The sequence below is a fragment of the Microbacterium sp. LWH3-1.2 genome (assembly GCF_040675855.1).
GTDB lineage: Bacteria > Actinomycetota > Actinomycetes > Actinomycetales > Microbacteriaceae > Microbacterium.
Map to the genome: position 1 here is coordinate 1,001,559 of NZ_JBEGIK010000001.1, position 23,996 is coordinate 1,025,554.

Genomic DNA, 23,996 nt, shown 5'->3' on the forward strand with positions numbered 1-23,996 from the left:
AAGCGGGCTGGAGTCAGCCCTTCACCGCGCCCACCATGACGCCTTTGGTGAAATGACGAGCGATGAACGGGTAGATAAGCATGACGGGGACGGTTGCTATCACGATCAGCGAATACTTGAGCAAGTCGGCCATCTGCGCGCGTCGCATCACCTCGGTGGGGTCCATTCCGGCGGCCGGCTGATTGAGAATGAGGATGTTCCGCAGCACGAGCTGTAACGGATACAGATCCGCGTCGCGCAGATAGAGCAGTGCGTCGAAGTAGGAGTTCCATTGGAAGATCGCGTACATCAGCGCAATCACCGCCAGCATCGGTTTGGACAATGGAAGCACCACGGACCATAGGAACTTCATGTCGCTCGCGCCATCAAGCTGGGCGGCCTCGTAGAGCTCCTCTGGCAGCGATGTGCGGAAGTACGCCATCGCGATGATGACTTGCCACACGCTGATCGCCTGGGGCAGCAGGAGCGCCCACCTCGTGTCCAGCAAGCCGAGCGACTGAACCACCAGGTACGTCGGAATCAGTCCACCGGTGAACAGCATCGTGAAGACGATTCCTGCGCTGATCACCCCTCTCCCGAAGAAGTCCTTCCGTGAAAGCGGGTACGCGATGGCGACGGTGAGCGCCACGCTGATGAAGGTCCCCACGGTGGTGTAGAAGAGCGAGTTGAGGAAGCCGGTGAGAATCTGCGGATTCTGCAACGCGACTTGGTAGCCCTCGAGCGAGAAGTCCACGGGCCAGAACGTCACTCGCCCAGCAGACACTGCCGATGCATCGCTCAACGAGTTGGCCACGATGTAGACCAAGGGCAGAAGCACGACGAGCAGGAACACCGAGAGAAGAACGTAGACGCCGATCATGAAGACGCGATCGATCAGCGGGTCCTTGATATGCGTCGAGCGCTGACGGCGGGTGGCGGGATGCCGAGGGAGCGTCACGGCCGCTGTTTCGGTCCTCGGGGCGTCTGTGGTCACCATAGTCCGCTCCCGGTGGTTCGCTTGGCCACGACGTTGACGACCAGCAGCAGCACGAGGTTGATCACGGCGTTGAAAAGCCCGATAGCCGCGGCCTGGCTGAAGTCCGCGTTGAGCAGGCCGACCTTGTATGTGTACGTGGGCAAGATCTCCGATGTGGCAAGGTTCAGCGGATTCTGCAGCAGGAACGCCTTCTCAAAGCCGATCGCCATGACGTTGCCGACTCCGAGGACCAGGATGACCATCGCTGTCGGCAGGATGCCGGGGATGTCAACATGGAGAATCTTCTGGACCCGAGTCGCGCCATCGATACGTGCTGCTTCGTGCAGGCTCGGGTCGATTCCGGCGAGCGCGGCCAGGTAGATTACCGCCGCGTAACCTGTGGTCTGCCAGATATCGCTGATGACGTAGATGGGCCGAAAGAGATCTGGATTGCTCAGGAAGTCGATCGACTGAACTCCGAAGATATTCAGGAACTGGTTGGCGAGACCGATCCGGGGAGACAGGAACACCAAGGTCATGGAGACCACGACTACGGTCGAGATGAAGTAAGGCGCGTATGTCACCATCTGCACGGTGTTGCGGAAGAAGGTGCTTCGCACTTCGTTCAGGGCGATCGCGAGCACGATCGGCACCGGGAAGCTGAAGATCAGGACGAGTGCGGACAGGATGAAGGTGTTCGACACCAGCGTCCAGAAGCGCGGGTTCTCGAAGGCACGCTGAAAATACTCGAGGCCGGCCCAGTCGCTTCCCCACACCCCTTCAACGACGTTGTAGTCCTTGAAAGCGATGATGGCGTTGCTCATCGGCCAGTACCGGAAGACGGCGAACCAGACGATCGGGACAGCGATCAGCAGGTAGAGCTGCCAGTGGCGGCGGAAGCTGCGCTTGGCGGCGGTCCAGCCGCGGGTGCTGCTCTTCACACGGAGCTTCTGGGATCCGGCGAGCGGCGGAGCTGTTGTCACCATGAGATGCTCACTCCATCGAGGGAATGAGTCATCCATCGTGGTACGCCAGCCTCCGCGGCGTCCGAGGTGCTGTTGGGCGACATCTTCGTCTCTCTTGCTCTTCGTGCATCCAATGCTACTGCTCAAATGTTCACGTAATCATCTGATGACTGAAATTATCCGCTCCGCCCGTCCACGTGTCAAGCGTCGGTGAAAGCATGCCGAAGGCACGCCGGAAGAGATGAGGGGCATGGTCCTCGACTCCGCGCTTTCGTCAAAGCGAAAGCAGTCATCAGACTAATGTCGGGTCACTCACCCTGAATCTCCGGGCAGGCGGGTGTGATCAGTCGCCCCTTACGTCCGCCCGCGGGCGAGCCCGCCTTGTGTCGGTCACGTGCACTCGGAAGATCTGAACCGCTCGTTGCGCATCGAGCGGGCGAGAGCCCCGCGTCGATCGCGGGGGCTCAGATCTGGGTGATCCCCCCGCCCAGGTACTCCCTTTCCGGCCGTTGTACCCGGGCGGATAATCGGGGCATGGGTGCGCCGCGAGGGTCGGCCGACTTCGAACCACCAGACGAACTGCAGCGCCGGCGACAACGCGTCTACGGACCGAATGCGGACATCGCTGGGGATGTGGCGGCCCAGGCTCGACTTTCCGAACTGGAGGCCGCGCAACGACGAGAGCGGGCTCCCGTCGTCGATGCCCCCGCAGCGCCCGAAGCCCCTGTCTCGGCACACCTCGGGGTCGCTGAGTCTCTCGAAGGGTACCGCGCTGCGTCGGCACCGCTCCCGCTGCCCGCCATCGGGGTGACTTCTTACAAGAGTGACCCGCTCGCCGCACACGAGACTCGGGGCTCCGAACAGAGGAGGAAGTCATGGGGAAGGTGGTCATGAACGCGTCCGTCTCGGTGGATGGCTTCATCGCGGCCGACAACGACGATCCCGGCCCACTGTTCGAATGGCTGCTCAGCGGGGACGTGCCGTTGGACCACAGCGGCGTACTGAATGTGTCGCAAGCGTCCTACGACCACATCCGGCCGTACTGGGACGAGATCGGGGTGACGATCACCGGTCGCCACGTCTTCGACATCACGGGCGGCTGGGACGGGAAGCCTCCGAGCGGAATCGACCACGTCGTCGTCGTGACCCACCGACCGGCTCCCGAGGGTTGGGACCCCGCCGCGCCGTTCCACTTCGTCGACGGCATCGAGGCGGCCGTGATCACAGCGAAGGAGCTCGCCGGCGGCCGCATCATCGAGGTCGCTGCTGGCGACGTCGGCGGCCAGATGCTCGCCGCAGGCTTGGTCGACGAGGTGCGCATGGACGTCGCACCCGTCGTGCTCGGATCGGGCAAGCGTTACTTCGGGTCCATCGACTCGCAGCACCTGTTGGAAGACCCCGACGTCGTTGTTCGGGGCACCCGGGTGCTTCACCTGCGTTACCGGGTGCGCCGCCCGCCCCTCTGACTGGCCGCTGTGGTGTCCATCGCGGTAGAACGGGTTCATGGGATCCCCGCTGCTGTTGGGGCCGATGCTTCGGTACGTCGATGAGACGTCGGCCAGCATCTGGGTGGAGACGCGAGCCGACTGTCGGGTGAGCGTCCACGCGGACGGACGGTCGTGGCAGGCGCGCAGCTTCACCGTGCACGGCCACCACTACGCCCTCGTCGAACTCGACCGGCTCGAGCCCGGCAGCGTCTCGCCGTACGAGATCGATATCGACGGGGTGTCCGTCTGGCCGGATTCACGCTCTGAGTTCCCCGCGTCCGTGATCGCCACGCGCACGCGCGGGCAACGGTCGCGCATCGCCTACGGCTCGTGCCGCACCAGTGTTCCCCACGACAAGTCGGGCAATCGAACCCATGGCGTCGACTCGTTGCGCGCCTTCGCGCTCGCGGTGGCCGACGGCCGCGAGGCCCGACCGGATCTGATGCTCTTCCTCGGCGATCAGGTGTACGCCGATTCGACCACCAAGGAGATGCAGGCATTCATCCGTGCCCGCCGGAACATTCACGAGGAACCGGGCAAGGAGCTCAAAGACTTCGAGGAGTACGCCCATCTCTACCGACTGGCGTGGTCGGACGGCGCGAATCGGTGGCTGCTCTCGTGCGTGCCGAGCGCGATGATCTTCGATGACCACGACATCCGCGACGACTGGAACGCCTCGCTCGACTGGAAGCGGAAGATGGAAGCCACCTCCTGGTGGCACGAGCGCATCGTCGCGGGCCTGGCGTCGTACTGGGTGTACCAGCACCTCGGCAACCTGTCGCCGCGCGAGCGTGCTGCTGACCAGATGTGGCAGCAGATCAGTGGGCGCGACGACGATGCTTCCCGCGACCTCACTGCCGCGCTGGACGAGTTCGCCGACCGCTGCGACAAGGAACCGAACAGCTACCGCTGGAGCTACTCCCGAGACTTCGATGCGACCCGTCTCATCGTCCTGGATTCCCGCGTCTCGAGAGATCTCACCCCGTCGGCCCGAGGGCTGCTGAACGATCGAGAGCTCACCTGGTTCGACGACCATATGCGGGGCGGATTCCGCCACGTTCTGATAGCCACCTCGCTGCCGTTCCTCTTGCCGCTGGGTTTGCACCATGTCGAGGCCTGGGATGAGGCGATCGCACAAGGCGCCTGGGGCCGACCGGCGGCGTGGGTCGGGGAACGACTGCGACGGACCTTCGACCTGGAGCATTGGGGGGCATTTCAGAACAGCTTCCAGGCGGTTGCCGGCATCACGGCGGAGCTGGCAGACGGCGACCGCGGCCCTTCGCCGCTGACGGTGACCTACCTGTCCGGTGATGTGCATTTCTCGTATCTGGCCGAGGTCGAGCGTGAGAACGGCAGCCGAATCGTGCAGGCAGTCTGCTCACCCATGCGGAACCCGTTGCCACGCTTCCTGCGCTGGTTCTCGGTCGTGATGTCGTATGGCGCAGCGACGCCGCTGGGGGCCGCAGCGGCGCATTCCGCGAAGGTTCCCGACCCGCCCTTCCGCTGGAAGACGGTGAAGGGTCCGTGGTTCGACAACAACCTCGCGCTGCTGCAGGACGGCGCCGATGGGCTGACGATGACATGGCACACCGGCGTGGTGGAGGACGGAGACGAACTGCATCCTCGTCTTCAAGAAGTGGCATCCATCACGGTGCCGGCGAAGGGAGACTCCCGAGTCTCGTACTGATCTGCTTCGCGGGGTGCCTCACCGCTGACCCGCAGTCAGGAGGACAATTCATCTATCGACGCAGAGCGGAGTCGGGATGGGCAACACGGTGCTGTACATGTCGATGCCGCTCGACGGGCGGCCGGAGACAAGGACGTGCTGGTGCACGGTGCCGCCACAGCGCAGCGCGCGATCGCCGCGGGCCTGCTCGATGAGATCGAGATCCACCTGATCCCGGTGCTGCTCGGAGCCGGGCGCCGCCTGTTCGAGGCCTCGCGCTCTCCTGGCCGGGAGCTCGAACGGATCAGGGTCCTGTCGGGGGAGGGTGGCGTCACTCACCTTCGATACCGTCTCCGGTACTGACGACAGGCACGGGATGCCTCGAGCCGCCCGCTTCGCGTCGCTGAGGATGCGGTTCAGCGGTACTCGGGGTTGGCGTCGAACCCGAAGTGTTCGCCGTCGTCCCACTTCTTGCGCAGGTTTCCGTATGCCGGAATCCCGCCGGCGTCCTTCAGGAGCCGGGCCATGTGCAGCAGGTTCCAGGTCATGAAGGTGGTGTTGCGGTTGGTGAAGTCGTTCTCGGGGCCGCCCGATCCGGGGTCGAGGTAGCTCGGACCGGGACCGACCTCGCCGATCCAGCCCGCATCCGCGGCCGGCGGAATGACGAACCCGATGTGCTGCAGGCTGTAGAGGATCGCCATCGAGGCGTGCTTGATGCCATCCTCGTTGCCGGTGATGATCGCCCCGCCGGTCTTCCCGTAGTAGATGTACTGGCCGCGATCGTTGAACAGTCCGCTCATCGCGTAGAGCCGCTCGATCAGCTTGCGTGTGATCGACGCGTTGTCGCCGAGCCAGAGCGGTCCGCCGATCACGAGGATGTCGGCAGCATCGATGAGCGGCCAGATGTCGTCCGGCCACGCGTCCGTGTCCCAGCCGTGCTCGCGCATGTCGGGGTAGACGCCGGTTGCGACATCGTGGTCGACGAAGCGGATCACGTCGACGCTCACGCCTTGCGCGCGCATGAGGTCGATGCTGTGGTTCATCAGCCCCTGTGTGTGGGAGAGCTCGGGACTGCGCTTGAGGGTGCAGTTGATGTAGACCGCACGGAGGTCGTCATACGTCGCGGGCGGGCTGGTCGGACCGGTCATGCCGCTGACGATACGCCCGGAACGCCGAGCTCGGCAGGCCACCCGACATCGTGCATCGCTGCGACGGATCGACGGGTCCGTGCGGAAGTAGGGGCGGACTCGAGCTCGGAGTGTTGCCCAGCCCCTCCCGTTCGGCGTGGCGCGCTGCAGCCGGCCGCGCGGCGAGCGGGATGTCGTTGCAGCCGACGATCGAAGGGTGTACGCCGGGTTTGATCGCGGGTGCGTCAGCGGGAACCGATCGTCACATCCGGTCGCTGCCGCCCCGCCTCGGCGACCGGGTGGCCTCGAGCAGCTCGGCGCCGAGCGTCTCCGTCAGCCAGGCGCACCAGGTCGAGACGGTGCGCCAGTCGTCGGCGATGATGTCGTACGCGTCAGGCGTCCACATCCAGTCGGCGGGAGGCTCCCGCCTGCCGACCGCGAGTCGTTTGAGCTGCAGCAGCTGGATGCGCGGATGGTCGGCGCGGTAGCCGCGGGGCGCGGTCTTGAGGGCATCCTCGCGGAGGAGCTCGAAGCCCGCGCTGCGCAGCTCCGCGATCAGCGCGTCGAGATCTTCGGCGGTGCGCGGATCGTCGACGGCCTCGCGGAAGCGCGCCAGCGCCGCGGGCGGCACGTCATACATGCCGCCACCGAGCATCAGGCCGTCCTCGCTCAGCTGAAGATAGTGCGCAACTCGCGCCTGCGAGACCATCCCGATGTGCAGCTTGTAGGGCGTCTTGTCGGCGCTGAAGCGGACGTCGCGGTACGGGCGGAAGATCTTCACGGCACCGAACTCCGGCTCGAGCTCCGAACCGAGCGCCTCGAACGGCCCGCGAACGACCGCGTCGTAGCGCGCTCTGTTCGCCGTCCACCACGTCTTCGTGTTGTGGGCGCGCAGCTCGGCGTAGAACGTAACGGCGTCGCGATCGAGTCCTTCGAATCCCACCCGCCGATCGTAGCGAGTGGATGCCGCGGGCAGTGGCCGATCGACGCCACGCCGGGGATCGGACCCCGTCACGACGGATAGGGTGGCGAGGTGACAGTGCCTGCTCCGCCGGGCCCCGCCCCTGCACCGCGGCCCGGTGCCGTCTACTTCCTGGGGCGGGTGGTGCTGCGCCCGTTGTTCTGGCTGTTCTACCGCCCGCGCATCGTCGGTCGGGGGAACGTGCCTGAGGAGGGGCCGGTGCTGCTGGCGAGCAACCACCTCGCGTCGCTCGACACGGTCATCATCCCGACCTCCGCGGCCCGCCCCGTGCAGTTCCTCATCAAGTCGTCGTACTTCACGGGATCCGGGATGCTCGGCCGCGTCAAGCGCTGGTTCTTCACATCGATCGGCGGTGTCCCGGTCTACCGTGCGACCGGCCGCGATGCACGTGCCGCGCTCGACGCGGGCAGCAGCATCCTGCGGGCCGGGAGCGTGTTCGCGGTATTCCCCGAGGGAACCCGCTCACGCGACGGGAAGCTGCACGAGGGTCACGGCGGCGCGGCGTGGATGGCCCGCGACACGGGCGCCGCCGTCGTGCCCGTCGGGCTGATCGGGACCGGCACCGCCAAGCCGCTGAGCCATCTGCTGCCGGGGAGGCCGCGCCTGGAGGTGCACTTCGGCGAGCCGCTCGACCTCGCCGACCTCGAGGGCGTGCCGGACGGCAAGGCTCGTCGCGAGATCACCGAGCGCATGATGACCGCCATCGCACGCCTGAGCGGGCAGGAACGCTCCGGCAGCGTGAACGCGACGTCGCGCGACTGAGCCGGTCCGGCAGAACCGCACAGGACGCGCCGACTTACGCCTACGTCGATATCGTTGCGCCATGCCATCGGTGACGGACTGGATTTCAAGCATCGGCTCCCTCGTCGGGGCGCTCACCGGCGTCGGCGCATTGATCGTCGCCTGGCTCAGCTACCGGAAGTCCCACCGGGCTCTGGCGGCTGACGCTGAGACGCGCGCGGCGGTGCGCTCCACGGTAGACGCGGTGGAAGCGGTCGGACGCGCCGGCAGGTTCGACGCGATGCTGGATGCTGCTCTCAGGCGCCGAGCCGACACGGAGGCGGATGAACCCGCCGTCGAAGACGGGTTCATCATCGGTCGAGGCAGACCCGACGGCAAAGGGAAGCGAGACGCATACGAGGCAGCGTTGCAGGACGCCCGCCGAGCGCTCGGTTTGTCGGCGAGCGACGACGAGGGCTGACATGCCCGGAACCGCCGCTGGCGACGTCGCCGGCTCGCACGTTCAGGTGTCGAAGTACAGGTCCCAGTGCAGTTTGCAGCGCGGATTGAATGATGCCGCGCAGGCCGGGCACGCGTTCGTGTGGGCGTACGCCGCAATGGTGAGGAGGTGTCCGCAGGCGCCGCAGAGGATGGCTTGCTCGTGGTTCGATTCCGTCGGCCACTGCTCGGCCGGGTGGCCGGCCGCCTCGTGGTGGCAGAGGTGGCAGGGGTAGAACTCGTCGCAGCACGGGAACTTGATCGCGATGACGTCGAGGGGTGTCGCGTAGTGGATGCAGCGCGTCTCGGCGTCGACGACGGCGCCTCGCACGGCCGGCCGGCCGCGGTTCATCGCAGGCCCCGGGCGGCGAGGGCGTCGCCGAGTTGATCGGCGTGCTTGAGAGAGATGACGAGGAACGGGACGACGAACCGCCGCAGACTCGCGCGCGCGCCGCGGGCGCGTTGGGCGTCTCGTACCTCGGCGGCGAGTCGTGCCAACACGGGAACGGTGCCGAGCGTGACTGTCAGCAGGAGCGCGGTCCGCTCGCTGTCGACGCCGATGCGTCGCAGCGGGCGCAAGCCGCGTTCGAAGGCGTCGAGCAGGGCGCTGACGCGGGTGGTGAGGACGAGCAGAGCCGCCAGGACGAGGGAGGCAGTCACCCGGGCGGCGTTGGCGACGGCGGCCTCGGGCCCGAGGAAGAGCAACTGCCCCGCGACCGTGATGAGCATCACCCAGCGGATCGCGAACAGCTGACGGCCCAGTTCCCGCGTGCCGCATGCGCCGTCTCGGAGGCCGGCCACCGCGTAGGCGATGACGCTGATCGCGCCCGCCGCACCCACCGTCCACCACTGGGACGGCAGGACGAGCACACCGAGCACCAGCACGAGGAGCAGGAGCGTCTTCGGACCGGCCGGCATCCGATAGAGCCAGCTGTCGCCGGGTCGGTACAGCGTCAGCATCGCAGAGCCGCCTCGTACTCGGCCACCACAGCCCCGGGCTCACCGACCGCCACGACCCGCCCTCCGGCGAAGAGCACCGCCTGCTCGCAGCGCTGCGCCAGGGCGAGGTCGTGGGTCACCAGGAGAAGCCGGTGCCCCTCGTCCCGGAGCAGGTGGTCGGCGACACGGCGCGCATTGCGGGCGTCGAGGTAGGCGGTCGGCTCGTCTGCGATCACCAGGTCGGGGTGGCGCACGAACGCGCCGCACAGCGCGAGCAGCTGCTTCTGTCCGCCCGACAGGTCGTGCGCGGAGCGGTCGGCGAGCGGCGTGAGCCCGAACCTCGCGAGGGCGGCTGAGACCCGTTCGCGGACGTCGGCGGGCGGCATCCGTTCGGCCCGGAGTGAGAACGCGACGTCCTCGGCGACGGTGGGCATCACGATCTGCGCGTCGGGGTTGCTGAACACGATCGCGGTGCGTCGTCGCAGTTCCGCCGCATGCCTGACAGCGTCGAGCCCCAGGACGCTGATCGTCCCGCTGGTGGGTCGCACCAGGCCGCCGATGAGGCGGGCGAACGTCGACTTGCCCGAGCCGTTCTCGCCGATGACCGCGACGGTGCGCGCGGCGAGGTCGACCGTCACGTCGCGCAGGACGTCGGTCTCGCCGAGGCGGAGATCGGCGGCGACCAGCCGGATCGTCATCGCACCACCTCGACGACGGCGGCGATTCCCAGCCCACCGCCGACCGACGCCGCGGCGACACCGAGCGTGCCCGCCGGCCGGTCCGCGCGCACGAGCCGGGCGAACAGCCGCACCAGAGCGACCGCCCCGCTCGCGCCCCACGGATGACCGAGGGCGAGCGCGCCGCCGTCCGCGCACACCCGTGGGTCGTCCTCGTCGACGCCGATTCGGTCGAGCACGGCGATGCTCTGCGCGGCGAAGGCTTCCACGATCTCGAACGCCTCGACGTCGGCGACCGTCGCGCCTGCTGCGCGCAGCGCGGAGTGGATGCCGGGCGCCGCGCCGATGCCGGGCAGCGCGGGGTCGCAGCCGACCACCGCGGCCGTGCGTACGGCGAGACCGGGCGCGGTGCCGGCGGGAGCGACGACGACGACGGCCGCGCCGTCGCCGATGCGCGTCGAGGTGCCCGCCGTGACGGTTCCGCCGGGGAAGAGGGCAGGCAGTCGTGGCAGCAGCGGCTCGGCGCCGCCGATCGCGTCGTCGTGGCGGAGTCCCGCGAACGGGACGAGCTCGGCGTCGAAGCGACCGGCGGCGAGCGCGGCCCGCGCCCGCGCGTGACTGCGCGCCGCATGTGCGTCCTGCCGGCTCCGTGGGATGCCGTCGTGCGCCGCGAGGTCCTCGGCCGCCCGTGTCATGTCGGGGTCGGGGAAGCCCGGCGGGGTGAAGGGGGCGCGGTCGTACGGCACGCCGTCCGTGATGCGCACCGGGGCGGTCGAGGGGCTCTCGACGCCCCCGGCCACCCGCACGCGCTCGTCGCCCGCGCGGATCGCGGCCACCGCGTCGACCACGGCGGCGAGCGCGCTGCCGCACTGCCTGTCGACGGTGCCGCCAGGAACCTCGGGACCGAGCCCCGCGGCAAGTGCGGCGATCCGCCCGGGGTTGCCACCCGGGCCCATGCAGTTGCCGAGCAGGACGTCGGCCACGTCGACGGGCGAACAGGTCAGTGCCTGCGCATCCGCCAGTGCCTCTCGGATCACTGCCCCGCCGAGGTCGCCGACGCTCCGTCCAGCGAGTCCCCGGCCACGCGTGGCGATGGGCGTCCGCCGGGCGGCGATGATCACGGGGTCGCGGTCAGACGACAAGGCGCGACACCTCCCCATCGCACACTCGGCGCACGGCTTCGGCGCGCGCCGCTTTGCCCGACGCGGTGCGCGGCAGCTCGCCGGCGAACCACTGGCGTGGGCGATGCGCCGGTGCCAGGCGCGTCGCAATGATCTCGCGCAGAGCGGCGTCGGGGCCGGGGCCTTCGAGCTCGACGAATGCCGCGATCAGCGCCCCGATCCGTTCGCGTGGAAGACCGAACACGATCGCATCGCGGACACCCGGGATCGTGCGCAGAACCTCTTCGACCTCCTCGGGCACGATCGTCGCGGATGCGCTCAGGATGGCATCGTCCGCGCGTCCGAGGAGACGCAGTCGTCCGTCGATGAGCTCGGCGCGGTCGCCGACCGTCGCCCAATCGCCGTCGCGGCGCAGCGGACCGGGCGCGCCCGCGTACCCGGACGCCACGAACGGCGACCGCACCCACAGCTCGCCGTCGCGGATCGCCAGCTCGACGCCGGGAAACGCGCGCATTCCGTCGCCGTGGTCGATGGCGACGAACGAGAGCTCGGCCGCCCCGTAGTAAGACACGACACGGATGCCGGCAACCCGCGCCCGCTCCCGGAGCGCGGTGTCGAGGTGCGAGCCCCCCACGAGCGCGGTCCGCAGCTGCGGTGGCGCGCCCGCGTCGAGAATCGCCCGCAGTGCCTGCGGAGTGCCGTGCAGGCACGTGACCTCCGCGCCGTCGACGGCGCCGAGCACCGGGCGCGGGCCACCCGACAGTGCGTGCGCGATCGAGAAGAGCGTCAGCGAGGAGGCGGGCGGCGCGGTCAGTGCCACCGCCTCGCCCGGATCCGCGCACAGCAGTTCCGAGATCGCCGGGAACGAGTCGCTCCACGAGGATGCGGTGCGCAGAACGAGCCGTGGACTGCCGCTGCTCCCCGACGTGAGCGAGGCCCAGGCGATGCCCTCGGGCGAGCCGGCCTTTGCTGCCGCCCCGAGCACCGCCTCCCATTGGGCGCGGGGCCAGCGAGGATCGCCCACGAGCGGGATGTCGCCCGCATCGCGAACCTCGCGCACACGCTCGAGGAGACCGGCGACCTCGCCGCCCAGCGGGATGATCACGACACGGTGGTGGGATCGCTGTCGGCCACGGCGGCGGGCTTCATCGTCCACGTCCGGCGGAACGCCCGCGGGTATGCCCGCACCAGCGAGACCACGATCGCCGTCGCGAGCACGGCCTTCACGAGGTCGCCGGGCACGAACACCAGGCTGGTCAGCGCCGTCTCTCCGAGCGGCAGTCGCGTCACGAGGCTCTGCACCGGGATTCCGAAGGCGTAGACGACGAGGATGCCGCCGACCACGATCCCGAGCAGCGTGCGCCCGGTCGTGGGCTTGCGGCCGCCGGCGTGCACGATGAGCCCGATCACGATCGCGCCGGCGATCCACCCGAGCAGGTAGCCGGCGGACGGTCCGAAGAACACCCCGATCCCGCCGCGACCGCCCGCCAACAGCGGCATGCCCGCCGCGACGAGACCGAGCAGCACCGTGACCGAGAGCGCACCGAGCCAGGGGCCGAGGATGGCGCCCGCGAGCATCACGCCGAGAGTCTGCGCCGTGATCGGGACCGACCCCAGGATCGTGAACCCTCCCGGCAGGCCCAGGACGGCGATGATGGCGGCGAACACCGCGACGCGGGCGAGAGCGGTCGCGTCGAGTGCGCTCGCGCGTGCCGGTCGGTCGAGTGAGGAAGCGGGGGGTGTGGCCATCGGACGAGGTCCCTTCTGCCGGGGAGGAGTGTCACCTGAACACCGTTCACTAGAACAGTGTTCAATATAGTGGGCTGATGGGGACGGCGAGAGCAAATCGGGGTCACACCCGTGACGAGGTGGCGCACGCCGCGATGCGGATCCTCGACGAGTACGGCCTCCCCGACCTGACGATGCGCCGGCTCGCGGCCGCGCTGGAGGTGCAGCCCAGCGCCCTCTACTGGCATTTCCCGAACAAGCAGAGCCTGCTGGCGGAACTCTCCGACCGGATCGTCACCGAGGTCGACCCCGGATCGGCTGACCTGCATTGGGCGTCTCGGGTTCGCGCCGAAGCCTCCGCGCTGCGCCGAGCGCTGCTGGCCCACCGCGACGGTGCTGAGCTCGTCGCGAGCACCTTCGCTCTCGGGCTCGGATCCCGGGCAGCGCACGAGCGCCTCGCCGCAGCGATCGCCGCCGGCGGATTCGACGACGAATCGGTCCGTCGGGCGACATCCGCCCTGCTGCACTTCGTGCTCGGTCAGGTCCTGCACGAGCAGCAACGACAGCAGTACCGCCAACTGGGCGTTCACGGCGACCCGCCTGGGGCACTCCGGCACGACGACGTCCCCGAGGCCGATTTCGCGTTCGGTGTCGAACTCCTCGTGGGGGGTTTGCGGTCCCGTCGCCTCGACGGCTGACCGACGGGATCCGACACGGTGTGCGTCGGCCCGGACGGTTGCGGTACCGTTGCGCTATCCACACGGGTGCCCTCGCAAGGGCTGAGATCGGGCTGACGCGGCCCGCGACCGTTCGAACCTGTCCGGGTAATGCCGGCGAAGGAAGTAGGAGTCGCCTCCATGGAGTCCGTCCATTCATCACGCGTTCTCGCGCATCTGCACGACGCCGAACACGACATCCGAGTGCCTGTCGACCAGATTCTGCTGGACCCGTCTCCCGACGGCTCGACCAACGCACCCGTGACCGTGTACCGCACGCAAGGGTCTGAGAGCGACCCGGAGCGGGGACTCGAGCCGCTGCGCGAGAAGTGGATCGTCGCCCGCGACGACACCGACGAGTATTCCGGCCGCGACCGCGACCTTCACGACGACGGCCGTTCCGCGGTGCGCCGGGGCGCAGCATCCGTCGAATGGAAAGGCGAGAAGCGCCGCCCGCGCCGGGCGAAGGCGGGGCGCAGGGTCACTCAGATGCATTACGCCCGGAACGGGGTGATCACCCCGGAGATGCGGTTCGTCGCACTGCGCGAGGGCTGCGACGTGGAGCTGGTGCGCTCCGAGGTCGCGGCCGGGCGGGCGATCATCCCGAGCAACGTGAATCACCCCGAGTCGGAGCCGATGATCATCGGCAAGGCATTCCTCGTGAAGATCAACGCCAACATCGGCAACTCCGCGGTGACGAGCTCGATCGCCGACGAGGTGTCCAAGCTGCAGTGGGCGACGACCTGGGGCGCCGACACCGTGATGGACCTGTCGACCGGGGATGACATCCACACCACCCGCGAGTGGATCGTGCGCAACTCGCCGGTGCCGATCGGCACTGTGCCGATCTACCAGGCGCTCGAGAAGGTGAACGGCGACGCGTCGGCGCTCACCTGGGAGGTCTATCGCGACACGGTCATCGAGCAGTGCGAGCAAGGCGTGGACTACATGACCGTCCACGCCGGCGTGCTGCTGCGGTACGTTCCGCTCACGGCCGAGCGGGTCACCGGCATCGTCTCACGCGGCGGCTCGATCATGGCCGGCTGGTGCCTGGCGCACCACCAGGAGAACTTCCTGTACACCCACTTCGACGAGCTCTGCGAGATCTTCGCCCAGTACGACGTCGCCTTCTCGCTCGGTGACGGACTTCGTCCGGGATCGATCGCCGACGCCAACGACGCCGCGCAGTTCGCGGAACTCGACACCCTCGCCGAGCTGACCAGGCGGGCGTGGAAGCGCGACGTCCAGGTGATGGTCGAGGGCCCCGGCCACGTGCCGTTCCATCTGGTGCGCGAGAACGTCGAGCGCCAGCAGGAGCTGTGCGACGGTGCGCCGTTCTACACGCTCGGGCCGCTCGTGACGGACGTTGCGCCTGGCTACGACCACATCACGTCCGCGATCGGGGCCACCGAGATCGCCCGCTACGGGACGGCGATGCTCTGCTACGTCACCCCGAAGGAACACCTCGGGCTGCCGAACCGCGACGACGTGAAGACCGGCGTGATCACCTACAAGATCGCCGCGCACGCAGCCGACCTCGCGAAGGGGCACCCGGGCGCGCATGCTCGGGATGACGCGCTCTCGAAGGCGCGGTTCGAATTCCGGTGGCGGGACCAGTTCGCGCTGTCGCTCGACCCGGTCACGGCGGAGGCATTCCACGACGAAACCCTGCCGGCCGAGCCGGCGAAGACAGCGCACTTCTGCTCGATGTGCGGGCCGAAGTTCTGCTCCATGCGCATCTCGCAGGACATCCGCGATCAGTTCGGGCTCGTCACCGAGTCCGCGCGGGCCGCCGGGATGGTGGAGAAGGCCGCGGAGTTCAGGGATTCCGGCGGGAGGGTCTACCTTCCCGTGACGGCGCTGCGGGCGCAGTAGGGCTCGCAATGGCCGACCGATCGACAGCCGATGTGATCGTCGTCGGAGGAGGGATCATCGGGCTGAGCATCGCGTGGCGCGCCGCGCGGAGCGGGCGCTCGGTGCAACTCGTCGACCCGGCTCCGGCTCAGGGAGCCACCTTCGCGGCGGCGGGAATGCTCGCTCCGGTCAGCGAGTACAACTTCCAGGAGGATGCGCTCCTGCCCGCGATGCGGGAGTCCGCGGCACTGTATCCCGGATTCGTGCGCGAGCTGGAACCGGTGGACGAGGCGGTGGGTTACCTCCGCAACGAGACGCTGCTGGTCGGTGTCGACCACGGGGACCGGCAGGCGCTGGCAGATCTCCACGCCGCCCATCGTCGTGCTCAGCTCGACGTCGAGCCGCTGACGACGAGCGACGCTCGAATCCGCGAACCGTTGCTCGGGCCGCGGGTGACCAGTGTCTACCGTGTTGCGGGCGACCATCAGATCGACCCCCGCATGCTCGCGGCCCGGCTCCTCGACGAGCTCGTGCGCGCGGCCCGCCAGGGGCGGCAGGTGGGGATCGTCCGCGTGCAGGCAGTCGGGCTCCTGCATCTCGACCGGGCAGCGGACGACTCCGATGTCATCGGCGTCCGGCTGGCGGATGGTACGACGATCGGCGGGGCGGAGGTGGTGCTCGCGAACGGGGTCGGTGCGCGCGCCATCCAGGGACTTCCGGGTCGGCTCGATCTCCCGCTTCGGCTCGTGTACGGCGACGTCCTCCGGCTGCGGGTGCCCGAGCGGCTCCGCCACCTTCTCCGAAGCACGGTGCGTGCCCTGGTTCACGGGGAGAGCGTCTACCTGGTGCCCCGCTCCGACGGCACGCTCGTCGTCGGCGCGACGCAGCGCGAGGACGGCTTGGATGCTGTGTCCGCAGGTGGCGTGCACCGGCTCCTGCGTGACGCGCAGCAGGTTGTTCCTGCGGTGGGGGAGTTGCCGCTCATCGAAGCGACGGCGCGGCCGCGACCGGGCACACCCGACAACGCACCTCTGCTGGGCCGCGTTCGGAGCCGGAACGGCGCGGCCGTCCCCGGGCTGGTCGTCGCGACCGGCTTCTTCCGGCACGGGGTCCTTCTCGCCCCGCTCGCCGCAGACATCGCCCTCGGGCTCATCGACGGCCGCGCCGATCCGCGATGGAGCCCGTTCCGCCCCGATCGATTCACCACCGCTCCCGCAGATCTCTTGGCAGAAAGGCTCCACCGATGACCACGATCACCGTCAACGGCGAACCCCATCACGCGTCCGCGCCTCAGTCGGTCGCCGATCTGGTGCAAGGGATCCTGGGCGTTCGCGTCGCCACCGATGGCACCATCCCCGACGGCAGGACCCTCGGCATCGCCGTCGCGGTCAACTCGGTCATCGTCCCTCGCGCGGGATGGGCACGCGAGCAGCTCGCCGACGGCGATGCGGTCGAGATCGTCAGCGCCACACAGGGAGGCTGACGTGGCCACCGACACCCTGCGCATCGACGGCGTCGACCTCGGCTCACGACTGATCATGGGCACGGGCGGAGCCCCGAGCCATGCCTTGCTCGGCGACGCCCTGCGGGCCTCCGGCACCGAACTCACCACCGTCTCGATGCGTCGGCATGACCCGTCGAGCACAGGCTCCCTGTTCCAGCTCCTGAACGACCATGGCATCCGGCTGCTTCCGAACACTGCAGGATGCCTCACCGCGAGGGAGGCGGTGCTCACCGCCGAACTGGCACGCGAGGCGCTGTCCACCAACTGGATAAAACTCGAGGTGATCGCGGACGAGAACACCCTCCTCCCCGATGGCGCCGAACTCGCCGCCGCCACCGAGCAGCTCGTCGGCCAGGGATTCGTCGTCTTCGCATACACCAACGACGACCCGGCACTCGCCCTGCGCCTGGAAGAACTGGGCGCCGCCGCCGTGATGCCGCTGGGCGCGCCGATCGGGACAGGGCTCGGCATCCTCAACCCGCACAACATCTCCCTCATCGTCGAACGGGCCGGCGTCCCGATCGTGCTGGACGCCGGCATCGGCACTGCATCCGACGCCGCCCTCGCCATGGAGCTCGGCTGCGACGCCGTGCTGCTGGCGACCGCTGTCACCCGCGCACAGGACCCCGTCGGCATGGCGACGGCCTTCCGACACGCCGTCGTCGCCGGGCGGCTCGCCCACCGGTCGGGCCGCATCCCCCGCCGCGCCGCCGCCCGAGCCTCCTCCGCCATGGAAGGACGACCGGACCTATGACAACCGCCTCGGCTCGGGTGGTCCCGCCACCGCTCGTCCCTCCGGCGCCGACGCTCGCGCCCGAAGAACTCGACCGGTACTCCCGGCACATCCTTCTTCCCGAGATCGGCGGGACGGGTCAACGGCGGCTGAAGAACGCGCGCGTGCTGGTCATCGGCGCCGGCGGACTCGGATCCCCGGTCCTCCTCTACCTCGCAGCCGCCGGCGTCGGCACGGTGGGGATCGTCGACGACGACCGCGTGGAAGCCAGCAACCTGCAGCGCCAGATCGTCCATGGCGTCGGCGATGTCGGCCGCCTCAAGGTCGACTCGGCGCGCGATGCGCTCGCCGCGCTCAACCCCCTGGTGGAGGTCCGCACCCATCCGGTGCGCCTGTCGAGCGAGAACGCCGTGACGATGTTCGAGCAGTACGACCTCGTCATCGACGGCGCAGACAACTTCGCGACCCGCTACCTCGTGTCCGATGCTGCCGCCGTGACCGGCAAGCCGTGCGTGTGGGGCTCGATCCTCCGATTCGGCGCCCAGGTCAGCGTCTTCTGGAACACCTGCGGACCCACCTATCGCGACCTCTACCCCGACGTCCCTCCGCCGGAATCGGCCCCATCGTGCGGCGAGGCCGGCGTGCTGGGAGTGCTCTGCGGAGTCGCCGGCTCGATGATGGCCGGGGAGGCGATCAAGCTCATCACCGGCACCGGAAGACCTCTGCTCGGGCGGCTCGCCGTCTTCGACCTCGCTGAGGCCACCTGGCGCGAGTTGAGGATCCAGCCCGACTCCGACCGACCGCCGATCGCCGAGGTCCGACATCAGGGAGATCCGTGCGGCCTCAGCATCCCGGCTACCGACGCACCCGACATCATCACCGTCGAGCAGCTGCGCACGTCGCTCTTCGAGCGCTCGTCGGGCCAGGCGGCGTTCGAGCTGCTCGACGTCCGCGAGGCGGACGAACACGCTCGAGCGCATATCTCGGGCTCCCGTTCCGTGCCGCTCACCCGGCTCCGCAGCGACGGCCCGGGTCGCCTCGGCGTGCCCTCCGAGCTCCCGATCATCGTCTATTGCGCAGCCGGGCCGCGTGCGCGGGCCGCGGCGATGCTCCTCTCAGCCGCCGGGCACCGGGATGTGCGTGTCCTCGCCGGAGGATTCGACCGATGGACTGCGCTGTCCGGCCGACCCTGATCACCGGCGCGCGCCGTCGATCGCGCGTTGAGCGATGGGCCCGCCACCACAGCCGGCTCGAGCCAACCCTCACCCCGCCGCGCAACGGTCCGCGAGCTCGGCTACGCGGAGTCTCTCAGGGGCTCGAGAGCGGTGAGGACGAGGTCCAGGCCGAAGACGAACTCCTCCGCCGGGTCGAAGCCGGCAGCGACGAGCGCCGTGGCTGACTCGTGGAGGTAGGGGAACTCGTCATGAGGCAGCTGAGGCAGATAGGCATCCTCGATCACGTCCGCGAGCTCGTCCGCGGTGTCGAACGGCAGGCTGGCTGCCTGCAGCGCGAAACCGTAGACATAGCTGTCGAGCACCCAGTTGGCGTGCGTCGCCATCAAGGCCGAGAAGCCGGCCCGCCGGAGGCGGGCGGTGACCGCTTCGTGGTGGCGGAGGTTCGCGGGCCCGGGAGATGTCCGCGACTCCATCAGACCGTTCGCCCACGGGTGTCGTGCGAGAACCTGTCGCGCGGATGTCGCCCGCCGTCGTATCGCTGACTGCCAGTCGCCCTCTTCGGGCGGGAGTTCGATCTCCTCGAACACGATGTCGATCATCGTGTCGAGCAACTCCTCCTTGCCCGCGACGTAGTGGTAGAGCGACATCACGCCCGCGCCGAGCGCGTCGGCCAGCCTGCGCATGCTCAGCCCGTCGATTCCCTCGGAATCTGCGAGGCGAATCGCCTCGACCACGACCCGCTGTCTGTTCAATCCCAGGTCGGAGGCGACCTGGCGCTGTCTTTTCGCAGGCACGGAGTCTCCTCGCTGGCTGGGACGGCTTGACAATCGTACGGCGTACGGCCATAGTACAGCGTACGACGTACGGTGTACGAGCGACGGCTGTCGCTCAGACTTGGGGAGGCCAGCGTGGGAATCGACCAGCGATCGGATGCTCGACAAGGTGGAAGCACAGCCCCTGGCTGCAGTGCGCCGAGCGCTGACGCCCACCGGCAGCCTCGTCCCCGACAGCGGGCGCGGCGGGCGCTGGATCGGCCCCCGCGGTCGGATCGTACAGCGCGCGTACTGTCCGGGTTCTCCGGTCAGCGGCAGAGGCCGTTCGCGTCGTTCGGGAGGCGCGAGGACCTCCTGAGTCCGACCGACCTGCTCACGACCGGGCAGGTCGCGCCCGTCATCGACCGCACCTACACGCTCGACGAAGCGGCCGACGCCCTCCGCTGCATCGCGGCCGGCCACACCCGAGGGAAGGTCGTGATCACCGTCTGACGACCGGGCCGACGAGAACGACCCTACTCGTGCGCATGCACCCGCCGAACCAGCCGCCACTCCGGCGGACGAACCGCTCCTCGTGAAAGAAGACCGATGACCATCCGAACGAAAACCCCGAACCTGCTCGACTACCCGCGGATCCCCGTGCAGGCCAAGCTCGCGGCCGCATGGACCAGCTTCATGTTCCTCTACGTCTACGTCGACATCCTCAACTTCTACAAGCCCGGTGTCGTCGACAGCATCCTGGGTGGTCTCGTCTGGAGGTTCGAGGTCACCCCGACCCTGCTGACCGTGATGCTCGCGTCGGTGGCGCTTCCCGCCGTCATGGTGATGCTCTCCCTGATGATGCCCGCCAAGGTGAACCGCGCCACGAACCTCGCCGTCGCCGCGCTCTACATCCCCTACTCGATGTTCAATGCCGCCGGAGCGACCTGGGAATGGGCCTTCTTCTACTGCCTCTCCATCGGAATCGAGGTGCTGCTCCTGGCCTTCATCCTGCGCTCCGCCTGGACATGGCCCCGAACCCCCGCCGTCGCCCCCGCAGATCCCGCGACGACCGACCTTCGACGATGACGGATACCTACGTCGGAACCGCCGCTCATCCTGCGACGCTACGAGCCCGGATGCGCGCTCTCTCGGCAACCGACCGTGGCGCCGACGGGGACCTTGGCCATCGCCACTCTTCATGTTGTCCCGAATGGTCCGCGCCGTGGGCGTACGCTCACCTCATGGCACCTCCGGACACGTTCGAGGCCCGATTCGACGAAGTGGCCACCGGCGGGCAGCGCCGGGTCGCCGTCGGCGTCGAGGTCCGAGACCGGGAGTCCGACGGATCGATCCCCACCGCGGCGTGGTTCCGGGGCGAGGAGTATCGCCTCGACGTCGAGGATGAGGAGGCAGGAACTGCGATCTACGTGAGACGCCTCTAGGCGTCCCCCGTGATACGCCCTCGCCGTCGCAGAGGCCTCAGCCTGCGAGTTCGTCCCGCAGCGCCTGGTTCTCGTCCTGGAGCTCGAGTACTCGAAGCACGCCCTCGAGGTTGAGGCCCTGCTCGCGCAGTTCGGCGATTCGCCGAAGGCGCACGAGATCGTCGTCGCTGTAGCGACGGGTACCGCCCTGCGTCCTCGACGGCGTCAGCAGCCCCTTGCTCTCGAAGAGCCGCAGGCTGGCCTCCGGTATCCCCAGCAGATCGGCCGCCACGGCGATCCCGTAGAGCGGAGTCGAGGAGTTGCGGTCCGGCATTCTGAGAGTTTCCTTAAAAGGCGTTGCGGCATGCTTCACGGTGAGTTACAAAAAATCTACAACACAGATCGCAGATTATCTCCGTCTTGAGTGACGGCTTCAGTTCTCGGGTGAAGTGGATAAGAGGTGGTTCTCGATGATGCTCGTGGCAGCGCGCGCCGAAGCGCCGCAGGCGCACGAACCGGCAGATTCGCCCGGCGCCGACCAGCGATGGGTCGATGAGGAATTCTTCCGCATCGTCCGGCGGTCGTTCCCGGCGCGAACGGCGACGTCGTCGGCCGAGCTGCCATCGCGCGCGGTCATGGTCCTTCCCGCTGCGAGATCGCTCCGATTCATCCGCCCCGGTGAGAGGAGTGTTCTTCGCACCCGGGTTCGTTCGCCTCCTGCGGAGACCCGCCCCCGCGTCTGAAGATTCGGCCCGGCCACGGAGCGCCCGCGCTATCGGCGGCCGTGCCGACGCGTGGTGCTGGCCGCAACATCCGCGGCCGGCACCCGCGCGAACGGAAGGGAGTCACCATGGATCTCGGCCCTCATCCTCGATTCGAGGCCAAGCAGGTCAACGATCTGGAATGGGTCGTTCACGACCTCACGTGCGACGAGGGCGATCCCCGCCGAGTGATCGCCCACATCTGGCAGGCGGACCTCGACGAGTACGAAGTGACGTGGGTGCGCGGTCTTGCCCTCGACCGCTGGTATCACTCGGTCCACTCCGTGCTGGAGGATGTGGTCGCCCGCATGCCGAACAGAACGAAACCGATCCCCATTCCGCACCGGCCACCGGCCGGTGCCCACCTCGCAGTGGCGGTGTAGTCGCTGCGAGGTCATGCTGTGGCCGCGCGCTGCGAGCGGGCGAAGATCCAGCCGGTGAGCCACGCGATGAGGAGCGCGGCGACGATGATCAACCCGAACGAATCGAGATTCGTCGCCGCGACGGCCTCCACGGGTGCCCACCGGACTCCCGCGGAGTCGACGAGCACGCCGCACAGGCCGACGGTCCCGACGATGAAGGCGACCGTGACCGAGAGCAGGATCAGGGTGGCGTTGTAGCGGCGCCGCCGCTCGGGACGATCCGCCGACCATCGATAGAGCCTCGCCGTGACGATGCTGTTCATGCCGTCGCACGTCACCATCCCCGCGGTGAACAGCAGCGGCAGAACCATCGCCGCGTACCACGGCATGACGACGCCCGCCCCGCCGGCGATCAGGAGCAGCGTGATGGTGGAAGCGGTGTCGAATCCCAGCCCGAACAGCAGGCCGACGACGAACATCTTCCACGGGGCGTCCAGCGTGGCCGCGGTGCGCGCGATGACCACCGAGATGGGGCCGCCAGCCGCGGGGGCGTCCTGGACGGGGGCGCCTCCGCGTGCGTGACGGAGAAGTCGAAAGAGGATGACCAGGTTCGCCGTTGCCATGGCGAGCAGGAAGACGCTCGACACTGTGGGCCCCCACACCCCCGTGAAGACACCCAGTGGAGAATCCTCCGCCCCGATCTGGGAGGTCAGGGCTCCGACTCCGGCGGTCACGAGGCCGACCGCCACCAGCACCACCGTCGAATGCCCCAGCGCGAACCACACGCCGACACTCGACGGGTCCTTCCCGTCGGCCACCAGCTTGCGGCTCGTGTTGTCGATGGCGGCGATGTGGTCGGCATCGAACGCATGACGCATGCCGAGCACGAAGGCCGTGACGGCCAGACCGGTCCCGAACGTGGATGTGCCGGCTTGATGGTCGCCGGGCAGCACCACGATCGCGAACAGCGCCCAACTGACGATCAAGAGCGCGCCGGCGACGATCAGCACGCGGCGTGCTGCCGGTGTCATGCGATTCATGGATGCTCCGTTCCTTCCCGATCCGACGGGCGCCGGTCCTGGGGCCGAGAGCGCGCCGCTTTCTCCCTCGTCGTTCACGCGACAGGTGCGGGTTCCCGCTCGAGCCGCGCTGCGGCGATGAGGAGGCCCTCGAGCGGGCTCTCATGCGCAGCGTCGCCGAGGTAGCGCACCACCGTTCCTCCTCGCTCGAGTTCGAGACGGGTCGCACCCTCGATTTCGGCGACGGACGCCTGTTCCCCGACGGTGATGACGCTGTCCATGACCCGATTCGGGCCGAGGATGCCGGGGACGGGGGAGTCGCCGCGCACCTCGAGGGTTTCCCGCACGAGCGGGCCGATCACGTCGGAGACATCTGTTTCCGCCGTGAGTCGGCCGCCGCGCTCCCCGGTGCGGCCGAGGACGAGGGTCTCGCGCAGGACCGCCGACGAACCGGGGGCCAGCGTGATGGTCAGCGACCGCGTAAGGGAACCGGCATCCGTGACCACCGTCGGAAGACCCTCCCAGGCGAGGCGCGCGCCGGGCTCGAGGTCGACGCGGGCGTGCCACTGCGACGCGTCGCCGGCTTCTCCCGGGCGCCCGTAGACGACGAGGCCGCCGATGTCGACGAGATTGAGCGCGCAGCCCGCGCCGACCGCGATCCGGATGCGGACGTCGTCGCCGGGAAGCAGCATCGCGCGCCCGGCGACGAGCGCCACTTCGGCGGATCTCCCGTGTCGACGCACGAGGCGCGGCACGATGAGTTCGCCTGCCAGCGCGCACGACACATCCGCTCCGCGCGGGGAGATGTCGACGACCGTGGGGTTCATGGCT

At 68.6% G+C, this 23,996-nt stretch carries 29 protein-coding genes and 1 riboswitch; of the genes, 15 read left to right on the forward strand and 14 right to left on the reverse strand.

From position 1 onward, the window contains the following. Window positions 1–13 precede the first annotated feature (13 nt). Window positions 14–976 (reverse strand): carbohydrate ABC transporter permease, encoded by a 963-nt coding sequence (locus MRBLWH3_RS04775; RefSeq protein ID WP_363429198.1) that lies wholly within the window; start codon window positions 974–976, stop codon window positions 14–16. Beyond that, on the reverse strand, window positions 970–1,896 hold the full coding sequence (locus tag MRBLWH3_RS04780) for an ABC transporter permease (RefSeq protein WP_363429200.1): 927 nt from the start codon (window positions 1,894–1,896) through the stop codon (window positions 970–972). Before MRBLWH3_RS04780 ends, MRBLWH3_RS04775 begins: the two co-directional genes overlap by 7 nt. Before the next feature lie 899 nt (window positions 1,897–2,795). Here MRBLWH3_RS04780 and MRBLWH3_RS04785 point away from each other — a divergent pair. From MRBLWH3_RS04785 to MRBLWH3_RS04795, 3 genes are read left to right on the forward strand one after another with little or no spacing between them, the layout of a single operon-like run. Further along, window positions 2,796–3,386, forward strand: coding sequence for a dihydrofolate reductase family protein (locus MRBLWH3_RS04785; protein WP_363429202.1), 591 nt, complete (start codon window positions 2,796–2,798; stop codon window positions 3,384–3,386). 37 nt (window positions 3,387–3,423) lie between these two features. Then, the gene (locus MRBLWH3_RS04790) at window positions 3,424–5,094 is read left to right on the forward strand and encodes an alkaline phosphatase D family protein (protein WP_363429204.1); all 1,671 of its coding nucleotides are present in this window, start codon (window positions 3,424–3,426) and stop codon (window positions 5,092–5,094) included. A gap of 54 nt (window positions 5,095–5,148) precedes the next feature. Beyond that, window positions 5,149–5,436: a dihydrofolate reductase family protein gene (locus MRBLWH3_RS04795; RefSeq protein ID WP_363435296.1), complete on the forward strand. Its 288-nt coding sequence runs from the start codon at window positions 5,149–5,151 to the stop codon at window positions 5,434–5,436. A 53-nt stretch (window positions 5,437–5,489) separates the two neighbouring features. Here MRBLWH3_RS04795 and MRBLWH3_RS04800 read toward each other — a convergent pair whose 3' ends face one another. After that, a complete protein-coding gene (locus MRBLWH3_RS04800) occupies window positions 5,490–6,221 on the reverse strand; it encodes a flavodoxin family protein (RefSeq protein ID WP_363429206.1) in 732 nt (243 codons plus the stop codon). Window positions 6,222–6,462: 241 nt separating this feature from the next. Then, window positions 6,463–7,143 carry a DUF2461 domain-containing protein gene (locus tag MRBLWH3_RS04805; protein WP_363429208.1) on the reverse strand — a complete coding sequence of 227 codons (681 nt, stop codon included), beginning with the start codon at window positions 7,141–7,143 and terminating at the stop codon, window positions 6,463–6,465. Window positions 7,144–7,233: 90 nt separating this feature from the next. Between MRBLWH3_RS04805 and MRBLWH3_RS04810 the strand changes: the two genes are divergently transcribed. Then, window positions 7,234–7,944 carry a lysophospholipid acyltransferase family protein gene (locus MRBLWH3_RS04810; RefSeq protein WP_363429210.1) on the forward strand — a complete coding sequence of 237 codons (711 nt, stop codon included), beginning with the start codon at window positions 7,234–7,236 and terminating at the stop codon, window positions 7,942–7,944. A gap of 61 nt (window positions 7,945–8,005) precedes the next feature. Beyond that, window positions 8,006–8,383, forward strand: a complete 378-nt coding sequence (locus MRBLWH3_RS04815) for a hypothetical protein (protein ID WP_363429212.1) — start codon at window positions 8,006–8,008, stop codon at window positions 8,381–8,383. Between the two features lie 42 nt (window positions 8,384–8,425). On the opposite strand, the gene MRBLWH3_RS04820 is transcribed toward MRBLWH3_RS04815, so the two are convergent. From MRBLWH3_RS04820 to MRBLWH3_RS04845, 6 genes are read right to left on the reverse strand one after another with little or no spacing between them, the layout of a single operon-like run. Beyond that, complete coding sequence (locus tag MRBLWH3_RS04820; RefSeq protein ID WP_363429214.1) at window positions 8,426–8,752, reverse strand: CHY zinc finger protein; 327 nt, start codon at window positions 8,750–8,752, stop codon at window positions 8,426–8,428. Then, window positions 8,749–9,360 (reverse strand): energy-coupling factor transporter transmembrane protein EcfT, encoded by a 612-nt coding sequence (locus MRBLWH3_RS04825; protein WP_363429216.1) that lies wholly within the window; start codon window positions 9,358–9,360, stop codon window positions 8,749–8,751. The genes MRBLWH3_RS04820 and MRBLWH3_RS04825 overlap by 4 nt, the downstream gene beginning before the upstream one ends. Next, a complete protein-coding gene (locus MRBLWH3_RS04830) occupies window positions 9,354–10,037 on the reverse strand; it encodes an energy-coupling factor ABC transporter ATP-binding protein (protein WP_363429218.1) in 684 nt (227 codons plus the stop codon). The genes MRBLWH3_RS04825 and MRBLWH3_RS04830 overlap by 7 nt, the downstream gene beginning before the upstream one ends. Next, window positions 10,034–11,158: a thiolase family protein gene (locus MRBLWH3_RS04835; RefSeq protein WP_363429220.1), complete on the reverse strand. Its 1,125-nt coding sequence runs from the start codon at window positions 11,156–11,158 to the stop codon at window positions 10,034–10,036. The genes MRBLWH3_RS04830 and MRBLWH3_RS04835 overlap by 4 nt, the downstream gene beginning before the upstream one ends. Then, window positions 11,148–12,242, reverse strand: coding sequence for a class I adenylate-forming enzyme family protein (locus MRBLWH3_RS04840; protein ID WP_363429222.1), 1,095 nt, complete (start codon window positions 12,240–12,242; stop codon window positions 11,148–11,150). Before MRBLWH3_RS04840 ends, MRBLWH3_RS04835 begins: the two co-directional genes overlap by 11 nt. Continuing rightward, window positions 12,239–12,886 carry a biotin transporter BioY gene (locus tag MRBLWH3_RS04845; protein WP_363429224.1) on the reverse strand — a complete coding sequence of 216 codons (648 nt, stop codon included), beginning with the start codon at window positions 12,884–12,886 and terminating at the stop codon, window positions 12,239–12,241. Before MRBLWH3_RS04845 ends, MRBLWH3_RS04840 begins: the two co-directional genes overlap by 4 nt. A 77-nt stretch (window positions 12,887–12,963) precedes the next feature. Between MRBLWH3_RS04845 and MRBLWH3_RS04850 the strand changes: the two genes are divergently transcribed. The 6 genes from MRBLWH3_RS04850 (at window position 12,964) to moeB (ending at window position 18,865) form a co-directional block, all read left to right on the forward strand. Continuing rightward, the gene (locus MRBLWH3_RS04850) at window positions 12,964–13,563 is read left to right on the forward strand and encodes a TetR/AcrR family transcriptional regulator C-terminal domain-containing protein (protein WP_363429225.1); all 600 of its coding nucleotides are present in this window, start codon (window positions 12,964–12,966) and stop codon (window positions 13,561–13,563) included. 52 nt (window positions 13,564–13,615) lie between these two features. After that, window positions 13,616–13,724, forward strand: a riboswitch (TPP riboswitch). Continuing rightward, a complete protein-coding gene (gene thiC, locus MRBLWH3_RS04855; RefSeq protein ID WP_363429226.1) occupies window positions 13,723–15,456 on the forward strand; it encodes a phosphomethylpyrimidine synthase ThiC in 1,734 nt (577 codons plus the stop codon). (Overlaps the previous riboswitch by 2 nt.) A gap of 8 nt (window positions 15,457–15,464) precedes the next feature. Beyond that, the gene (gene thiO, locus MRBLWH3_RS04860) at window positions 15,465–16,682 is read left to right on the forward strand and encodes a glycine oxidase ThiO (protein ID WP_363429227.1); all 1,218 of its coding nucleotides are present in this window, start codon (window positions 15,465–15,467) and stop codon (window positions 16,680–16,682) included. After that, window positions 16,679–16,918, forward strand: coding sequence for a sulfur carrier protein ThiS (gene thiS, locus MRBLWH3_RS04865; protein ID WP_363429229.1), 240 nt, complete (start codon window positions 16,679–16,681; stop codon window positions 16,916–16,918). The genes thiO and thiS overlap by 4 nt, the downstream gene beginning before the upstream one ends. Next, on the forward strand, window positions 16,881–17,693 hold the full coding sequence (locus MRBLWH3_RS04870) for a thiazole synthase (RefSeq protein WP_363429231.1): 813 nt from the start codon (window positions 16,881–16,883) through the stop codon (window positions 17,691–17,693). Before thiS ends, MRBLWH3_RS04870 begins: the two co-directional genes overlap by 38 nt. Then, window positions 17,690–18,865 carry a molybdopterin-synthase adenylyltransferase MoeB gene (moeB, locus tag MRBLWH3_RS04875; protein ID WP_363429233.1) on the forward strand — a complete coding sequence of 392 codons (1,176 nt, stop codon included), beginning with the start codon at window positions 17,690–17,692 and terminating at the stop codon, window positions 18,863–18,865. Before MRBLWH3_RS04870 ends, moeB begins: the two co-directional genes overlap by 4 nt. Before the next feature lie 101 nt (window positions 18,866–18,966). Here the strand turns inward: moeB and MRBLWH3_RS04880 are convergent, their stop codons facing one another. Beyond that, on the reverse strand, window positions 18,967–19,641 hold the full coding sequence (locus tag MRBLWH3_RS04880; protein ID WP_363429235.1) for a TetR/AcrR family transcriptional regulator: 675 nt from the start codon (window positions 19,639–19,641) through the stop codon (window positions 18,967–18,969). A 114-nt stretch (window positions 19,642–19,755) separates the two neighbouring features. Here MRBLWH3_RS04880 and MRBLWH3_RS04885 point away from each other — a divergent pair, with 114 nt between their 5' ends. The 3 genes from MRBLWH3_RS04885 (at window position 19,756) to MRBLWH3_RS04895 (ending at window position 21,044) form a co-directional block, all read left to right on the forward strand. After that, complete coding sequence (locus MRBLWH3_RS04885) at window positions 19,756–20,112, forward strand: zinc-binding dehydrogenase (RefSeq protein ID WP_363429237.1); 357 nt, start codon at window positions 19,756–19,758, stop codon at window positions 20,110–20,112. 96 nt (window positions 20,113–20,208) lie between these two features. Continuing rightward, window positions 20,209–20,688, forward strand: a complete 480-nt coding sequence (locus MRBLWH3_RS04890) for a DUF6326 family protein (RefSeq protein ID WP_363429239.1) — start codon at window positions 20,209–20,211, stop codon at window positions 20,686–20,688. Window positions 20,689–20,843: 155 nt separating this feature from the next. Next, window positions 20,844–21,044: a hypothetical protein gene (locus tag MRBLWH3_RS04895; protein WP_341995034.1), complete on the forward strand. Its 201-nt coding sequence runs from the start codon at window positions 20,844–20,846 to the stop codon at window positions 21,042–21,044. A gap of 37 nt (window positions 21,045–21,081) precedes the next feature. Here MRBLWH3_RS04895 and MRBLWH3_RS04900 read toward each other — a convergent pair whose 3' ends face one another. Beyond that, window positions 21,082–21,357 carry a MerR family transcriptional regulator gene (locus tag MRBLWH3_RS04900; protein WP_363429241.1) on the reverse strand — a complete coding sequence of 92 codons (276 nt, stop codon included), beginning with the start codon at window positions 21,355–21,357 and terminating at the stop codon, window positions 21,082–21,084. 516 nt (window positions 21,358–21,873) lie between these two features. On the opposite strand from MRBLWH3_RS04900, the gene MRBLWH3_RS04905 reads away from it, so the two are divergent. Continuing rightward, window positions 21,874–22,167, forward strand: a complete 294-nt coding sequence (locus MRBLWH3_RS04905) for a hypothetical protein (RefSeq protein ID WP_363429243.1) — start codon at window positions 21,874–21,876, stop codon at window positions 22,165–22,167. An 11-nt stretch (window positions 22,168–22,178) separates the two neighbouring features. Here the strand turns inward: MRBLWH3_RS04905 and MRBLWH3_RS04910 are convergent, their stop codons facing one another. Both MRBLWH3_RS04910 and MRBLWH3_RS04915 read right to left on the reverse strand, forming a co-directional pair. Next, window positions 22,179–23,186 carry a HoxN/HupN/NixA family nickel/cobalt transporter gene (locus MRBLWH3_RS04910; RefSeq protein WP_363429245.1) on the reverse strand — a complete coding sequence of 336 codons (1,008 nt, stop codon included), beginning with the start codon at window positions 23,184–23,186 and terminating at the stop codon, window positions 22,179–22,181. Window positions 23,187–23,260: 74 nt separating this feature from the next. Then, the gene (locus MRBLWH3_RS04915) at window positions 23,261–23,992 is read right to left on the reverse strand and encodes an urease accessory protein UreD (RefSeq protein WP_363429247.1); all 732 of its coding nucleotides are present in this window, start codon (window positions 23,990–23,992) and stop codon (window positions 23,261–23,263) included. Window positions 23,993–23,996: the final 4 nt, after the last annotated feature.

What these genes read in the sequence shown, in the direction of transcription:
- MRBLWH3_RS04775 (WP_363429198.1), bottom strand. Translation starts at nt 976, where the DNA reads ATGGTGACCACAGACGCCCCGAGGACCGAAACAGCGGCCGTGACGCTC.
- MRBLWH3_RS04785 (WP_363429202.1), top strand. Translation starts at nt 2,796, where the DNA reads ATGGGGAAGGTGGTCATGAACGCGTCCGTCTCGGTGGATGGCTTCATC.
- MRBLWH3_RS04790 (WP_363429204.1), top strand. Translation starts at nt 3,424, where the DNA reads ATGGGATCCCCGCTGCTGTTGGGGCCGATGCTTCGGTACGTCGATGAG.
- MRBLWH3_RS04800 (WP_363429206.1), bottom strand. Translation starts at nt 6,221, where the DNA reads ATGACCGGTCCGACCAGCCCGCCCGCGACGTATGACGACCTCCGTGCG.
- MRBLWH3_RS04815 (WP_363429212.1), top strand. Translation starts at nt 8,006, where the DNA reads ATGCCATCGGTGACGGACTGGATTTCAAGCATCGGCTCCCTCGTCGGG.
- MRBLWH3_RS04820 (WP_363429214.1), bottom strand. Translation starts at nt 8,752, where the DNA reads ATGAACCGCGGCCGGCCGGCCGTGCGAGGCGCCGTCGTCGACGCCGAG.
- MRBLWH3_RS04825 (WP_363429216.1), bottom strand. Translation starts at nt 9,360, where the DNA reads ATGCTGACGCTGTACCGACCCGGCGACAGCTGGCTCTATCGGATGCCG.
- MRBLWH3_RS04830 (WP_363429218.1), bottom strand. Translation starts at nt 10,037, where the DNA reads ATGACGATCCGGCTGGTCGCCGCCGATCTCCGCCTCGGCGAGACCGAC.
- MRBLWH3_RS04845 (WP_363429224.1), bottom strand. Translation starts at nt 12,886, where the DNA reads ATGGCCACACCCCCCGCTTCCTCACTCGACCGACCGGCACGCGCGAGC.
- MRBLWH3_RS04850 (WP_363429225.1), top strand. Translation starts at nt 12,964, where the DNA reads ATGGGGACGGCGAGAGCAAATCGGGGTCACACCCGTGACGAGGTGGCG.
- thiC (WP_363429226.1), top strand. Translation starts at nt 13,723, where the DNA reads ATGGAGTCCGTCCATTCATCACGCGTTCTCGCGCATCTGCACGACGCC.
- thiO (WP_363429227.1), top strand. Translation starts at nt 15,465, where the DNA reads ATGGCCGACCGATCGACAGCCGATGTGATCGTCGTCGGAGGAGGGATC.
- thiS (WP_363429229.1), top strand. Translation starts at nt 16,679, where the DNA reads ATGACCACGATCACCGTCAACGGCGAACCCCATCACGCGTCCGCGCCT.
- MRBLWH3_RS04870 (WP_363429231.1), top strand. Translation starts at nt 16,881, where the DNA reads ATGCGGTCGAGATCGTCAGCGCCACACAGGGAGGCTGACGTGGCCACC.
- moeB (WP_363429233.1), top strand. Translation starts at nt 17,690, where the DNA reads ATGACAACCGCCTCGGCTCGGGTGGTCCCGCCACCGCTCGTCCCTCCG.
- MRBLWH3_RS04890 (WP_363429239.1), top strand. Translation starts at nt 20,209, where the DNA reads ATGACCATCCGAACGAAAACCCCGAACCTGCTCGACTACCCGCGGATC.
- MRBLWH3_RS04895 (WP_341995034.1), top strand. Translation starts at nt 20,844, where the DNA reads ATGGCACCTCCGGACACGTTCGAGGCCCGATTCGACGAAGTGGCCACC.
- MRBLWH3_RS04900 (WP_363429241.1), bottom strand. Translation starts at nt 21,357, where the DNA reads ATGCCGGACCGCAACTCCTCGACTCCGCTCTACGGGATCGCCGTGGCG.
- MRBLWH3_RS04905 (WP_363429243.1), top strand. Translation starts at nt 21,874, where the DNA reads ATGGATCTCGGCCCTCATCCTCGATTCGAGGCCAAGCAGGTCAACGAT.
- MRBLWH3_RS04910 (WP_363429245.1), bottom strand. Translation starts at nt 23,186, where the DNA reads ATGAATCGCATGACACCGGCAGCACGCCGCGTGCTGATCGTCGCCGGC.
- MRBLWH3_RS04915 (WP_363429247.1), bottom strand. Translation starts at nt 23,992, where the DNA reads ATGAACCCCACGGTCGTCGACATCTCCCCGCGCGGAGCGGATGTGTCG.